The sequence below is a fragment of the Paenibacillus hexagrammi genome, assembly GCF_021513275.1.
Taxonomy (GTDB): domain Bacteria; phylum Bacillota; class Bacilli; order Paenibacillales; family NBRC-103111; genus Paenibacillus_E; species Paenibacillus_E hexagrammi.
In genome coordinates this window covers 3,581,391-3,597,664 of the sequence record NZ_CP090978.1, presented here as the reverse complement: position 1 = coordinate 3,597,664, position 16,274 = coordinate 3,581,391, and the positions used below count along the sequence as shown (strand labels likewise).

5 protein-coding genes and 1 pseudogene are annotated in these 16,274 nt (G+C 48.8%); all 6 read left to right on the top strand.

The window, feature by feature from the left end; genetic code table 11:
- Positions 1 to 341: 341 nt before the first annotated feature.
- Positions 342 to 3,065, top strand: coding sequence for a glycoside hydrolase family 30 protein (locus L0M14_RS16440; protein WP_235117762.1), 2,724 nt, complete (start codon positions 342 to 344; stop codon positions 3,063 to 3,065).
- Positions 2,999 to 6,040, top strand: a complete 3,042-nt coding sequence (locus tag L0M14_RS16435; RefSeq protein ID WP_350340514.1) for an immunoglobulin-like domain-containing protein — start codon at positions 2,999 to 3,001, stop codon at positions 6,038 to 6,040. Before L0M14_RS16440 ends, L0M14_RS16435 begins: the two co-directional genes overlap by 67 nt.
- Positions 6,041 to 6,367: 327 nt before the next feature.
- Positions 6,368 to 10,282: a family 43 glycosylhydrolase gene (locus tag L0M14_RS16430; RefSeq protein WP_235117760.1), complete on the top strand. Its 3,915-nt coding sequence runs from the start codon at positions 6,368 to 6,370 to the stop codon at positions 10,280 to 10,282.
- Between the two features lie 100 nt (positions 10,283 to 10,382).
- Positions 10,383 to 14,948: a beta-L-arabinofuranosidase domain-containing protein gene (locus L0M14_RS16425; RefSeq protein ID WP_235117759.1), complete on the top strand. Its 4,566-nt coding sequence runs from the start codon at positions 10,383 to 10,385 to the stop codon at positions 14,946 to 14,948.
- A 388-nt stretch (positions 14,949 to 15,336) separates the two neighbouring features.
- Entirely contained in the window at positions 15,337 to 16,122 is a 786-nt protein-coding gene (locus tag L0M14_RS16420) for an Ig-like domain-containing protein (protein ID WP_311198719.1), read from the top strand.
- Positions 16,053 to 16,274 (top strand): annotated as a pseudogene (locus L0M14_RS16415) (LamG-like jellyroll fold domain-containing protein); the annotation flags it as partial. The gene L0M14_RS16420 and the pseudogene L0M14_RS16415, both read left to right, overlap by 70 nt.

The following is a 16,274-nucleotide window of genomic DNA, read 5'->3' as shown; positions in this document are numbered from 1 at the left end:
TAAATTACAGATATTGGTTTGATACGTATTGTATTTAGAAATTTTCGCGCCAATTGGTAAAAATAGACGTATGAAAAGTAAAGATAATTGCATGCATACGAGCTTATATCTCGCTACAATTTAAGGTGTAACCGCTTTTATTTTTGATAAGCGACTTGAACGACTTGGTTGAACAAAGGAGGGAAAGGCAACAGCCCTGCAGTAGCGTATGGCATTTATTTTGGCGTTTGTCCTGACTACACTCTCATTTTACAGCTATGCCGATCATTCGCTGCAATGCCTGAAGCTGCAGGTTTTTATCATGGAACGGCAAGATAACATGGAGTCTAAGGAGGATATGAATGGGCATCAAACTAAACGTCAGAAATAAGATGTGTTCGATCGCAATGTCCGCCATGCTCGTGCTGGAATTGGTTCCGGCATTCGGTATGGCCACTGTATCAGCAGCCGAGCTCGATCCCCTTTACGCTTCCGCTTACATGGGGGCGAATTCAGCTGAGGGAACTACACTTCCGGACAGCATTGAAATCAGCGGTCAGAGCACACCGGTTACGTGGCAAATCAGTGATGACGCTTTTGCAGTTCCATATGACACGGTAACAGTCACGGGCACGGCAGGCGGCCAAACCGTCATGGCCAACGTAGAAGTCATTCCTCCTGCAAGCAATCCCTTAGTTTACTTTGTGGACAGCGGCAGGGCCGGTGATTCCTACGGCAATCCATCATCAGCCTCACCGTTATATGAAGCGGTCAAAGCGTTAGATGGTCCGAGTTTGCTTAATCAAGCGCCCGATCAGAAGTATGTCAGTGGGACGACTACATGGGGCTTTGATGATTCCGTCCAAAAGGTGAAAAACTCCCAAAACGGAGGGCTTACTAATCCAGCGACCGATCCGTCGATCTGGGTTGTCGGACTTCGATCCGCCACCAACGACATCGTGTATCAACTGAAAGCGCTTGAAGCGGGCACGTATACGCTGAGCAGCGGTTTCTATGACTGGTACGGCAATCGCAGCCGTCAAATAGGGCCTAGAATCGAGTATCAGGATACGACTGGTGCCAAGAAGACGATTTCGCTAGATTCATTCAACACAAGCACATCTCAGCTAAACTCCAGTGAATTTACCATCCCCTCAGACATAGACACAAGTAGTCCTATGACCTTAACTTACGCTTACGTATCCGGCGAGAAACCGATCCTAAGCTGGTACGCCATTGCCAAGGGCGGCATTAAAAAAACGATTGATGACGCAAGAGCAGCTGCTTCCTCTACGGTCAGAGTTTCTCTTGACGGCAACAATATCAAAGCCGATAACGTCAACGGTCTCACATTCAAAGGTTTTGGCGTGCTTAGCGGCAACAGCACCAGCGCACTGCTGATGGATTACAAATCCGAGCATCCTGAAGCGTATGCCCAAATGCTGCAGATTCTGTTCGGCGGCGAACATCCGATTATGACACATGTGAAAATCGAAATGGGGAATGACCGCAACAACTCCACCGGTCCTGATCCAGCTACAATGCGTACAGCTGATGAAGAGGCTAACGTTGCCCGTCATCCCGGTTTCCAGCTAGCTGCCGACGCAAAGAAGGTAAATCCGAATCTTAAGGTAAGTATTCTGCGCTGGAACGCGCCGGGCTGGGCAGATAGCAATGACAAGATTTACACCTGGTACAAAAAAACCATTCTGGCCGCATACCGCCAGTACGGGTATATGGTCGATTACGTCAACCCAGGCATTAATGAAAGCTCTCCCAATTTGACATGGACTAAACAGTATGCGGAGGAAGTCAAGACCGACAACACGGGCTTTAACGACGATACCGAAAAGGCACTCTACAATCAGATTAAGATTGTCATTTCGGATGAATCAGGAATCGGCTCCTTTGGCGGCAGCATGGTTAACGATATTTCCCTGCGCGATGCCGTAGCGGTTGCGGGTTACCACTATAACACGGACGATGACAGCGGGGGCAACTTCAAGAAGCTTGCTGAGGATTTTGATAAAGAAATTTGGAACAGTGAAGCGCAGGCAACCTTCAGTAACTCTTCCTTCCGTCCAAATAACAATATGAAGGATCCAACTGTGGCCGGCACAGGAATCGGCGGAACAGGCGGTCCGCTTGAAATGGGCAATACCATTATCAAAGGATTTGTCAATTCGCGCCGGACGCACTTTATGTATCAACCGGCTATCGGTTCCTTCTACGAAGGCGGACAGTATTCCTTTAAGGAACTGGTCAGCGCTCGCGATCCATGGTCAGGTTGGATGCACTACGACGCAGGCCTTGTCATTCTGGAGCATTTCAACTGGTTTGCGAAGGCAGGCTGGGAGAATGAGGACAACACAGCTGGAATCTGGAGAGCGGTTCCTCAAGCGAGTTCTACAGGGGCAAGCGGTACGAATCCAGTGAACGGACGCAACGGTGCACCGAACTATATGACACTAGCTGCTCCTGATAAGAGCAATTTCTCAACTGTTATCATCAATGACAGTGAGTATGCAAAAACGTATAAGCTTCAAGCAGCAAATATGAGCTACTCGGGCAACCCTTCTCTAGAAATGTGGGAAACTCGAGCCGCAGATCAGGGCAAAGCATTCAACAGCAACTATATGAAATACCTGGGTAATGCTGCCGCAGATGGAGGCGGTGTATACACAGTTCATGTAAAACCTTACTCGATTGTTACCGTAACTACCCTGCAAAATCATGAGAAAGCGTCCTACAACACTCCGCTGCCTGTAGAAGGTGAGCGTACGATTCTCGACACAGACGCAACAGGTGCGGTGCAAAATACGGAGGATAAATTCCTCTATGCAGATGATTTTGATTATTCCCACAAAACCGCTGCAGTCATCGGCGAAGGCGGCCAAGTGACGGGGGAGCAAAGCTACATCGACTCCCGAGGCGGTGCAAAAGCGCGATTCCTCGCTATACGCACGATCGCAATGGTGCTTTCGAGGCCTATCTTCCGGACGGATCCAATAACTATGTTCTGCGTCAACAAGTTGACAAAAGCATTATGGGACTTGGCGGTACGTGGAATAACGGCGATCCTGTGACAGCCATTGGAGATTACCGTTGGATGAACTACAAGGCGAGCGCAGACGTATCCTTTGAGAACAACAGTACTCAAGGTGGCGCCAATTACGCTGCAATCGGTGCAAGATATCAAGGAGGCGGCAGCTCCCACACGATCAGCGGTACGCCTTATGTGTTGAAGTTCTGGTTTGACGGCGGTTGGCAGCTGCTTGTGAACAACAGCTCCGTAGCTAACGGCAATGTCGTAACTGGCTCCGGCGGCGTGACCTTGAATGGATTTAACAGCGCCTATGACGCATGGCATAACATTGCCGTACAAGTAGCAGGTGACGAAGTAACCGCCTATCTGGACGGAGTGAAGCTTGCTTCGTACACAGATCCAAGTCCTAAATTAACCGGACGCGTAGATTTGGCTAGCGGCTATTATAACGTACGTTTTGATAATCTGAAGGTTGAAACTGTTGATGGGTATGCTCCTTATTATTCCGAGCACCTGGATGATCTGGAAATGAACGATTTGGCGGCTGCTCCTGCAGCTAAGCTGATGTACAGCGGAGCGTGGAGCCATCAAAACGGTCAAGGGATGTACGTCTATCAGCGATCCATTTCCACCAGCCAAGGAGCAGGAGCTGCACTGACTTACACCTTTACTGGTACCGGCTTGGATATTCTTGGAGCTAATGACGGTTCTGCGAAGCTTGAAGTGACGGTGGATGGTCAGGTCGTCACGAAGTCCGCTCCTACAATGGCATCCAAGGAGTTTTACCAAACGTACACACTTCGCGGTCTTTCGTATGGTGAGCATACAGTTCAGTTGAAAGTGATAAGCGGAACATTGAATGTAGATTCTGTCGGGGTTGTTTCCGGTGAAGTGAAAGGAGCTCCCGATACTGCTGCTCTTGGGGATGCAGTAACAGCAGCACAAAGCATTACTCGTCAAGATGAATTTAACGAAAGCGATTGGAATCTGTTTGAAGCTGTAAGAGGTATGGCGCAGAATGCAACAACGGATCCTGCATCCTACCGATTAGATCAAGAAGGTGCCAACCAGCTGGCTGCACGTCTTACCTACGCTCAGAACCTGCTCTTTTCGGATGATGTAAGGGAACTTGCTTCTCCTAGTTATGCGGCGACCTACGTCGGTACGGCTCCGAATCTTCCGCAGCAGGTGTCAGCGACGCTTGCGGATGGTTCAACCAAGCTTGTATCCGTGAAATGGGAGCTTGACAAAGTAAGCTTCGATACTCCATACCAGACAGTAGCGGTGACCGGAACATACGGGAATCTGAAAACCGTTTGTTATGTGGAAGTCGTGCCTGAGAACATGAAGTACTTCGTGGACTTGAACGCAACTGCGAGTGGCCTCACTTCAGGGCATTCTACCTCGAACACTCTCGGCTATGCTTCACCGGCATACACGGCTATTGAGGCGCTTGTGACCGCATCGGGCGAATCACTTCTTAATAACGCTCCTGACCAGATTTATAACGCTGCGAATGGTTGGGGTCATGGAGGCTATGATGCTAACGGCACGCCATCCGTCAGCTACAAGGGCATCGTAAGCGGTCCTTACAGCAAGCAAAGCACAACAGGTATTTATACGGCTAATCAAAATGGAGCGGCTGTAACCTACACGTTTGATAACCTGCCTGCCGGCGACTTTACATTGACACTTGGCAGCTACAGCTGGTGGTCTAGTAACTCCCGCACGGAGCAAGTTGTTTTAGAGCATGACAATCAAAGCGATCAGGTCGACACCATTACGCTGGATAGCAGCTCATATGATGCTGTGAAGAGCTATACATTTACGATGGCGGATCCTGGCAAGCTGACACTCAAGCTGGTGGCTGCGCAATCCAATCAGTCGCCGATGCTTTCCTTCGTTGGCGTAGCACAGGTGAAGCAGGGCGAGACTGTTGTCGACAAAACCGAACTACAAGCTTTGTACGATGCTTACAAAGGCAAGGAAAATGACGGCTATGATGATACAAAATGGACCACATTCCAAGATGCTCTGGCTAACGCGCTGAGCGTACTTAACGATGAGAGTGCAGCGCAGGAGACAGTAGGTGAAGCATTGGCTGCTTTGCAAAACGCGGTAGACGGTCTTCAAAATTCGCAGGAGCCGGATACGGTTCAGCCTGTCATTACGCTTGTGGGAGATGCGATTGTCCATCTGGAGAATGGAGCTGAATATACCGATGCTGGCGCAACGGCGGCGGATAACCAAGACGGTGATATCACTAGCAGCATCGTAACTTCCATTACGCGTGACGGTAATGCCGTCGAGGCGATGGATACATCAGTAGCTGGTACGTACACGTACCACTATAACGTAGGTGATGCGGCAGGTAACACCGCTGCGGAAGTGACTAGAACGGTGATCGTTGCTCCTGCAGCGCTCAAAGCTGAATTGCATGGACCTTCCAGCGTCATGAACGGTCAGTCCTTTGATGTGACGTATGGATTTAACACGGTAAGCAGTAACGTATATGCTCAAGATGTGACGATCTCTTACGACCCGCAGCAGCTTGAGTTTGTATCAGCCAGTGAGCTAAGCGATGATTGGACCCTACTTGCGACTTCCTCGGATGTAAGCGGGAAAATTAGAATCATTGCAGCGAGAATAGGCTCCCAAAGCGAGAATAATGGTGATCTGTTTAAGCTAAGTTGGAAAAGTAAGACTGCTCAATCTGCTTACACAAGCACGCTTTCGCTGACGAACGTTACAGTTGCCGATGGCAGTGGTGCGGAAACAGGTGTAGAAGGAACAGATTTCAACATACAGGTTACAGTCATTCAACAGACACCTGGAGATCTGAACAGCGATAGCAAGTTCTCCATCGGGGATCTGGCGCTTGTAGCATCCTACTACGGCAAAACATCCAATGACGAGAACTGGACTGAAATTTACAAGAATGCGGATATGAACAATGATGGCGTCATTGACATTGCTGACATTGCCGCAGTAGCAAGATTGATCCTACAAAATTAAGCTTCAGCCTTGATTAGTGAGGGAGAAACGAAGAGTTTCTCCTCTCTTTTCAATTCTTAAGCAAGAATAGGGGATTACTCCTGCTCGGCTCAACCTTGACAACCATGCAAGTCCTTTGAATAGGACGTCGAAAAGGGTTTATCCTTGTATCGTAAATAATTCAAGGTTGAGCGTAAGTTATTCTATTGAGATTGGCGGGCAAGAAAAGTAAAGTGGAGTTGATACTAAATGTATCAAATTGTAAACGCTTTATTTGGGGAGGGGAGATTCGATATCATCATGAATTCTTTCACTCGAAGTGAATAGTAAGGGGAAGGATCGTGACATATGAAACGGTTTTCTGCATTAGTTCTAGCAGGAATCATGCTGCTTGGATATTCCCCTGGCGGAATCTCAGCAGTTAAGGCGGCAGAAGTAAGATCAGGTTCGGCATTGGCTGCAGCCAGCTTGGCCACCACAGCGGAATCGGCAAACCTTTTGGCACACTATCCACTGCTGGAGGACTTGAAGGATACATCAGGAAACGGCAAGGATGGCGAAGCGGTCGGGAATGTAACATTCAGCGATGGCTTAACGCTACCTGGAGGAACAAACAGCAGCACGAATTATGTGAAATTGCCGGATGGTCTATTTGACAACCAGAACAGTGTAACGATATCGTCATGGATCAAAAGCAATACGCCGAGCGGTAACTATTCAGCGTTGTTTTTCGGAACAAAAGCAAATGCCAGTAAGGTCCCCGAAAATTATTGGCTCTTTAATCCGACGAACCCAAGCGGCAAATTCAAGTCTGTTTTCACGAATTCCGTGAGCAGCAGTGCGCCTTGGGGAATGGAGGTGGGTGTTACTGCGACGGATACAACAGTGAATCGAGGAGTGTGGGCTCATTATACGACGGTGATTTCTCCGACTTCGATAACCGGGTATATGAACGGGACGAAGATCGGAACGGTCAGCAAGACGAGAACGACAAGCGATTTTGGAACTGGACTTAATGCCTACATAGGGCGGTCCAACTACTTGAATGACTATACCTTTGCAGGATCTTTCCAGGATCTGCGTATTTATGGGGAGGCTATGGATGACAATGGCGTAGCAGCCATCTACAAAGATGCTCATAAGATGATGTCGCTGCAGCTTGCCGAGAAATCGTTGAGCTTAGGAGATACTTCATCGGTAACAAGTAATCTGACGCTGCCTTCGACCGGATCAAACGGTACATCCATCACTTGGTCTTCAAGCAATGAGGAAGCTGTTTCAAATACAGGTGTTGTTACTTTAAGTAATGTTGAGCAGACCGTAACATTAACGGCTGTCATTTCTCTGGACGGCAGTCAGGTTACCAAAGACTTTACGGTCGTTCTGGTATCTGCCGAGCATGTCACACAAATAATCGCTGATAAACTGTACATCCCATATGTGCTTACGCAAGCTGATCAACTGCCTTCATCCATTGAAGGGGCCTCCATCACCTGGAGCAGCAGTGACTCCTCCATCATCGGTAATGACGGAAGCATGAATCCGCCAGCTGCAGGCATGGCAGAGGTGGACCTGACTGCAGCAGTAACCTTTGCCGGGAAGCAGGTTACGAAAGATTTTCATGTACAAGTCATGGAAAGCTCACCGTCTTTCATTCTTAGCTATACCCGTTCGGGCAGCTCGGTTGTGACGGATGCTCTGCATCTGGGATACAGTGCGGACGGCTCGGACTATACCGCATTAAATAATAATACGGGAGTACTTTTCGCCAAAGCAGATTATGCCGACGGCATCGTTGGCGTGACGAAGAAGCTTGTTCATCCTTATGTATTCAGAATGAAGGATGGAACCTTCGGTGTGGTTGGGTCGCGCTACAATACAGCTGGCAGTCAGACCGATGCCGAGAAGTCCTCGGTGCTGCTGTTTACTTCTCCGGACCTTGTTACTTTCACGGAAGCGGGACTTGTTTCTTTGCAAACCGACAAGACGGTTACCGCACCTGTTTGTGAATTTGATGCATCTGCTCTGGAGTATCGGATTGAATGGAAAGACGCCGATGGAATCAGCTACTTTAACACGACGAAGGATTTCGTAACGGTCAGTCAACCAGCATCAGGCTCCAAAATCGCTGTAAAGCAAGCATCAGCAAGCATTGCAAGTGCGCTTCCGGTTGACAGCCTTCCGGTTACGAAAGCGGAAGCCAAGGTCATCACAAATAAGCTTGCAAAGGTTATGAATACAGCGGTATCCGGCCTGGATATTGAAGTTCAATCAGACAACGGTTTGACGTTTGATGAACTTAGCTCCAAGAAAGTGACCGCTTCCTACAACGACGGGTCAACGGCTGAAAAGGCGGTGAATTGGAATCAAGATCAATTCAATCAAATTGACTTCAGCCAGCCAGGCGTATACACCGTAGGCGGTACCGTCAAACAGACGGCATACCCCAAGGACATGATTCCGCAGTACGCAGACCCGAACGTCCTGCTGTATAACGGCAAGTATTATTTTATTGCAACGAATGAGAATGGACAGATGAATTTGAATATGAGAGAAGCCGACACAATTCTTGGTCTGAAGGATGCAGCCTCAACGACGATCTGGTCAGCTAATGCCTCCGGCGATATGTCAGGCAGTATTTGGGCGCCTGAGCTGCATATTGTTGGTCAAGATCTGTATATTTTCTTCGCAGCGGGCAGTCCTGCTGCTTGGAATACGGTTCAATCTCGTGTCATGAAATTAAAAACAGGCGGCAATCCCATGTCCCCATCGGATTGGGAAACTCCGGTACGTGTGCTGAATAAAGACGGCAGCTACCTCTACACGGGCGGAATCACACTGGATATGACTTATTTTGAGCAAAACGGAGAGTCTTACTTGATTTGGGCACAGAGACTCATCGGCAGTCCGAACGGCAGCTCCGACCTTTACATTGCGAAGACAAGTGAGCAGCAGCCATGGAAGCTGACCACAGATCCGGTTCGAATCTCAAGACCTGAATATGGTTGGGAAAGATGGACCACAGAAGTGGATGAAGGACCGTTCGTGCTGCAGCATGGGAATCAGGTATTTGTTACGTTTTCAGCATCTGGCGTGAATACAACGTATTCCATCGGTCTTTTATCGGCGAATAAGGATAGTGATCTGCTGAACCCAGCTTCATGGACGAAGCTTCCTTACCCGCTGCTTAATTCTGAATCGGTGCCTGGGGAGTATGGTCCTGGCCACAACTCCTACACGGTTGACGAGGATGGCAATACCGTTAACATCTACCACACGATTCCAGCATCAGGAGGCAAGCGGAATATGAATGCCAGAAGGGTGCATTGGGCAGCAGATGGCACACCAGTACTGGATATGGTGCCGGAGCGGGAAATTTTACCGGCAAATCAGACGGTTACCGCAACCATTACAGTTACGGATTCCGGTGAAGGCGTTGCTTCGCATGCAGGGCTGCATGGTACTGATTCAGTGAATGGCGGGCAACCGTTCGAGCTTACCTATGGACTAAGTAATGTGGATGGTGATGTTTACGCAGAAGATGTGACCGTGTCCTACAATGCGGAGCAAGTAGAGTTCATAGGAGCTGAATCCTTGCGGGATCATGTCAAAATCGCAGCTGTGTCCGAACAGGCCACAAGCCAAGGTCAAGTACGGATCATTGCTGCGCTAATCGGAGAAGATCGCACGGTGAACGGTGATGCCATTCGGCTTAACTGGAAAGCGAAGGAGCTCGCATCGGATGCAGCAGCTACGATCAGCCTGTCCCAAGTTGTGATCGCGGACGGACTTGGAGCCGAGACGGAGTTGAGCGGACAATCACACGTTGTTCAAATACATGCTTTGGATAAGAGCAGGCTTAGCGCATTGCTTGCAGAAGCCCAGGTGAAGCATGATGCGGCTATTGAGGGCACTGAAGCAGGTCAATATCCGGCAGGCTCTAAAGCAGCATTGCAAGTTGCAATTGATCGTGCAAAGGCTGTCGCGGAGAATCCTGAAGCTACCCAGCAGCAGGTGGAACAAGCGGTTACTGATCTGACGGCTGCCCTGCAAACCTTCATCGATTCCGTCCATCATACACAGCCGGGAGATACGAACGGTGACGGCCGCTATTCTGTAGGCGACTTGGCTATCGTCGCAGCGGCATACGGCAAAACACTAGACGATCCGAACTGGTCCGAGTACCAGAAGGGCGATCTAAATCAAGACGGTAAGATTGATATTGAAGATCTGGCGGCTATGGCTAGAAAGATATTGGAATAGGGATTCGTACGCGAGAATTGATACGAAATGTAACTGAATTAAAAGAGGGCTACTATGCCCTCTTTCCAACCATATCATCGTTTCAGGAGGATGTCCTTTTATGAAAAAACGACTCAAGCTCAATCAACGCAAGCTGGCTCTCTGGGCCTTATCAACAGTTATGATATCCGGTGAATTACTCTCCGGGCAGGCTGTATTTGCAGCTGAGACTGACCCGCTGGCAGCTTTAAATGCTTCGAAGGTTTTATCCATGGAATTTGAAGGTAATGTAACCGACAGCTCAGGCAAAGGGAATAATGGAACCATTAAGGGCAGTAACTTTTCTTACGTCGACGGTCTGCAAGGAAGTAAAGCGCTCAAGCTAGATGGCAGCACTTATGTGGATATGGGGAAAAGCGGCACGCTTCAGCCATCGGATCTAACGCTCTCTTTTTGGATCAAGCCTAATGCAACGATGACTGGCGAGCAGATGATCATGTGGAACAAAACCGCTTGGTACACGGATGGCTGGTATCTATCTTCGGAGAACGACAGCAAGCCGCTGGCGATTTCGCTCGGATCCGCGGATGCCAATAAGCAACCTTACAAGGTTAGTATCAGCGGATCGAGAGCGGACTTTTTCCCGGTTGGGGTCTGGACACATGTCGCCATTACCTATGACAGCAAGACGAAGTCGGTGAATATGTACCGCAACGGGATTAAGCAAAGCACGAACGTTGATTACAACTACGGAGCAGATGGAGCGGACGGCATCATCACATCGGACGAAACCACACAGAAGTCGATCGGCTACAACGGCCCAAATTACAATGGCGCTTACGCGAAGTATGCACTCGATGATTATGAAATGTTCAGCACAGCCGCCAGATATGAGGACATTATAGCCCTCTATGAGCAGCAATCGGGAACGGTCTTTGATTATGAGCAGATCGCTAGGTCGGATGCGGATGCCATCACATTGCCCGAGCAAACGATTGGGGACATATCCCTGCCTTTGAAGGGGAAGTCGGATTCTACCATATCGTGGACTTCCAGCAATGAGAATGTCATTGATTTGATGGGCAACGTTACCAGACCCTCTGATGGTGAAAGTGATGCTACCGTAACCTTAACGGCGACCGTTACCTTCGGAGCTAAGCAGGTTACACGGGAGTTTACAGTGACTGTGCCGGCAAAAAATAGCACCAATTCCTTGCAGGATGTACCGATGTCGAACGTCGTATTAACCGACAGCTATTACACGAATGCTTTTAGCAAAGAAGTGGATTATTTAATGTCCTTAGAGCCGGATCGTCTGCTCAGCGCCTTCCGCACAACCAGCGGTCTCGAAGCGAAAGCTCAGGTGTATGACGGTTGGGAAAATACGGAGATCCGCGGCCATACGTTAGGCCACTACTTGTCTGCGATTTCGATGGCGTATGTAAATGCGTCGGGGGATGATAAGGCTCGTTTAAAAGAGCGCCTGGACTATATCATCGATGAATTGGCGGCTTGTCAAGAGGCCAACGGCAACGGCTATGTATCCGCATTCCCGACTTCCTTCTTGGACAGAGTGGAGAACGGTCAGGCGGTTTGGGTTCCATGGTATACGCTACATAAGATTTTGGCCGGTTTGGTCAGCGCAGCCGAGTATGGTGATAATCCGAAGGCTTTGCAGGTGGCAGAAGGGTTAGGGGAATACATTTACAATCGCACATCTAAGTGGGATGACGCCATGAAAGCGAAGGTTCTCAGCGTGGAATACGGCGGGATGAATGACGCTTTGTATGACCTGTATCATCTTTCCGGGAACAATCACTTTAAACTGGCAGCCGAAAAATTCGATGAGCTGGCTTTGTTCAATTCTTTCTATAATAATGTCGATGTTCTGAACGGCAAGCATGCCAATACGACGATTCCGAAGGTAATCGGAGCATTAAAACGTTATGAAGTGTTAGATCAATCGGAAAGCGAAGAGTACTATCTGCAAGTAGCGAAGAATTTTTGGGATATGGTGGTTCAGCATCATTCTTATGTTACGGGCGGCAACAGCGATAACGAGCATTTCGGACCTGCCGATGTTCTCGACGCTGAGCGTACGAATGTGAATGATGAAACCTGTAACGTCTACAATATGCTGAAGCTGACTAGAGAGTTGTACAAAATCACCAAGGATAGAAAATACGCGGATTTCTATGAGAATACGTATACGAATTCGATCATTTCTTCTCAAAATCCGGAAACCGGGATGACGACGTACTTCCAGCCGATGGATACAGGCTATTTTAAAGTATTCAGCAGTGAGTTTTTCCATTTCTGGTGCTGTACGGGAACCGGTATGGAGAATTTCTCTAAGCTGAATGACAGCGTCTACTTCACTGACAAAGATAGCGTGTACGTCAATATGTACTTGTCATCTGTTTTGACGCTGCCGGATAAGAATCTGACCCTCACACAAAAGTCCGAGCTGCCGAATACGGGATCGGGTGACTCATCGTCTGGCAAGGTGACCTTTACGGTTCATACAACCGGGCAGACAGACACAGCGCTTAAGTTCAGAATACCGGACTGGGCAAAAACGAACCCTCAGCTATCGGTGAACGGAGCTCCGGTTCAAAATTATACCGTCGAAGGCGGATACATCGTCCTTGCCCAAGACTGGACAGACGGAACGACCATCACATTGGACTTCCCAATGGAAGTCGTCCTCTATACGCTTCCTGACGGACCTGACACCGTAGCCTTTAAGTACGGTCCTGTGGTGCTAAGTGCGGGACTCGGAACAAATAACATGACAACGAGCCCTCATGGCGTCAACGTACTGAAACCGAACAAAGACACGTCCGCAAGAGATTTTATTACCGTCGTTAACGGGGATACAGAGACTTGGAAGTCCAATATTGCACAGAATCTGGTGAAAACCCCCGGCAAGCTCGAGTTTACGTTAAAAGGAACCGATGCCGACGGCGGGGTCTTGACCTTTACGCCGCATTTTGAGAGATATGAAGACCGGTACGGCATTTACTTCAACCTCGTAACCGCCGATTCGGAATTCTTCCAAGAGGCCATTCGGAAGGCGAAGGAAGCAGGGCGTGCGGAGTCTTCCACCGTTAGCTTCGTCATTGTTGCTAACGACCAGTATGAACTGGCGGCTAATCGTCAGACTTCCAACTCGACAGTCGGAACCTATAACGGGAAGTCTTACCGGGATGCGAGAGCGAACGGATGGTTCAGCTATGATATGGAAGTCACGCCTGGAGTGGCTAACTATCTGTTCTCCACCTACTACAGCGGGGACGCGGGCCGCAAATTTGATATTTACGTGGATGATACGAAGCTTGTTAGTGAAGCCATCGAGAACAAAAATCCTGGAGATTTCTACAACCAAACACGGAAAATTACGCAGGAGCTTGTAGATAACAGCAGAACGAAAACGATAACCGAAACAGATGAGCACGGCAATCAAGTACAAAGAACGGTTCATTATGTGACGGTCAAGTTTGCAAGCACAGGCGGTTTTGTTGGTGGATTGTTCGATATATTCCGGGTGATTACCGATTACAAAACCAATGCGAACTTGAAGAGCTTATCGTTTGACAAAGGCACCTTATCTCAGCCGTTTGACCCTGAAGTTACGGAATACACGCTAACCGTGCCGAGCTCGGCGACATCTGTCTCCATGACTGCCGCTCCGACGGATGAATACGGACTTGTATATGACGGCAGCATCTTGATCAATGACAAGCTGGAACGTACCGTACCGCTAACTGGGGATACGACAGAGCTGGTCCTGACGGCCAAAGCGGAGGACCATACCACCTCGAAGCAGTATACGGTTCATTTGGTTAAAGGCGAGGAGAGCCCCGCAACCCTTACGGGGGCAAGGAGCGTCGCCTCCAATCAATTATTTGATGTGACGCTGGGCACGAATACGGTCACAACGAATGTGTACGCCCAGGACATCACGTTCGAGTACGATCCTGAACAGGTCGAGTTTGTGGAAGCGGAGTCCTTGAAGGACGGATTAGCCATTGTGGATAAAGCCGTAACAGCAGGCAAAGTGCGCTTGATCCTTGCGGACCTGAAGCCCGGTCAAGAAGCGGGAAGCACAGCAAATCTGGTGAAGCTTCAGTTTAAGGCTAAACCGGTTAGTGAAACAGTGAGCAGCTCCATCCAGGTAACGAGCATGATTGACGCGGATGGCAGCGGCACAGAAACAACGATCATGAATCCAACTCCGTACCAATTCCAAATCACGTCAGCCGTTACGAAGGACGCCTTGAGCGCAGCGATCGCACAGGCACAGGCACGCTATGATGCTGCAGTCGAGGGAACACATCCGGGACAATATCCTGCCGGGGCGAAAGCCGCACTCCTAACCGCTATTCAAAACGCGAGCAATGTGCTCAATGATGCTGCAGCGACACAAACTCAGGTTGATCAAGCTTTAACGCAGTTGAACAGCGAGGTACAAACCTTCGAGTCGTCGGTTATCACGAAGCTGCCTGGAGATGTCAACGGAGATAACACCGTTCGAATCGGCGACCTCGCTATTGCCGCAGCGCATTACGGCTTCACTTCAGCGGATCCAAATTGGATTCAATTCAAATCGGCCGACGTCAACGATGACGGCAAGATCGATATTGAAGACTTGGCGGCGCTTGCGAGATTGATATTTGGCGAATAAGCATCATGCTGTTCATCCAAAATAATTCTAGTTTTAGATAAAATTATTCTATTGTGATTGAAGGTATAGAAGGATAAAATTTCCATGCAGGCACACTGAAAGCGATTGCACCCTACGATGATTTCGATGGGAAAGTTATCAGTGTGCCGCTTTTTTGTGAAGGTTGGTTGAGTAATTGGCATTGCAGAGGAGGGGAAGCAGAAAGAAGAGCTATGAAATAGGTATGAAAGAGTAAGGCGTTACCCTGTAAGTTTCCAAATTAGAGCGGACAGGTTAAATTTGAACACTATCGCGTTCAAATTGCGGGAAAAATGACTCAATTGTAGTTACACTAAAAATCTTGAGTCAACATTGTGCATGCTGCACAAGAAAGGAATGTGATCAATTTATGCCTATGCATGTACGGATAAGAAAGCTTGTAGCTCAGGTGACTCTTATCACGATGTTATTCAGCCTGTTTGTCGGGTTTCCGACCCTTTCAAGCGCCGCAGAAAGCAGCTCCATCACTTCCATAAGGCAGGTTATTGCCTCCACGGTTGCTGGAACGGCTCCGGTACTGCCAAGTACAGTGACGGCTGAACACGACGATGCTTTAACCTCTCAGGAGGCTGTAGTCTGGTCGGCTATCAATCCCTCTAGCCATGCAGCTGCCGGGAAATTCCAGGTCGAGGGTGCAGTAACCGGAACGTCGATCAAGGCGGTTGCAACCGTTACAGTTCTGCAAGACACATCAAAGAACTTGAAGGTTTGGTACAAATTCGAAGAGGGAACGGGTACTACGGTTGCCGACTCTTCCGGTAATGGAAATAACGGAACCATGAATGCGAGCGCCTCTGACAGCAACAGATGGTCGTCTGCCAACAAAATGCAGGGGGGTTATGCGGCAAATTTTAATGGCGGATCTGGATCTTCGACAACGGCCAATTACGTAAAAATGCCTAACGGTATTTTACAAGGCGTCAATGAAATGTCCATTGCCTTGTGGGTTAGAAACACGAATAGCTCATCTGCATGGCAGCGGGTCTTTGATCTTGGGAACAACAATACGCATTACATGTTCTATACGCTGAACTCCGGTTCGGATTCCAGACTTGGCGTCAAGCTAACGGATGGGGGGAGCAGACAGTCAGCGGTCCGAGGTATACGACAAACAATGTTTGGCGACACCTTGTAGTCACCTATAAGGATTCCACAGCCTCTATTTATGTGGATGGGGTTAAGGTCGGATCCAGCAGCGTGACAACCAAGCCTTCGGATTTGGAGACTATGCTGGGAGGAACGGTAAGTAATTTCCTCGGCAAATCCCAGTTTTCTGCGGATTCTTAC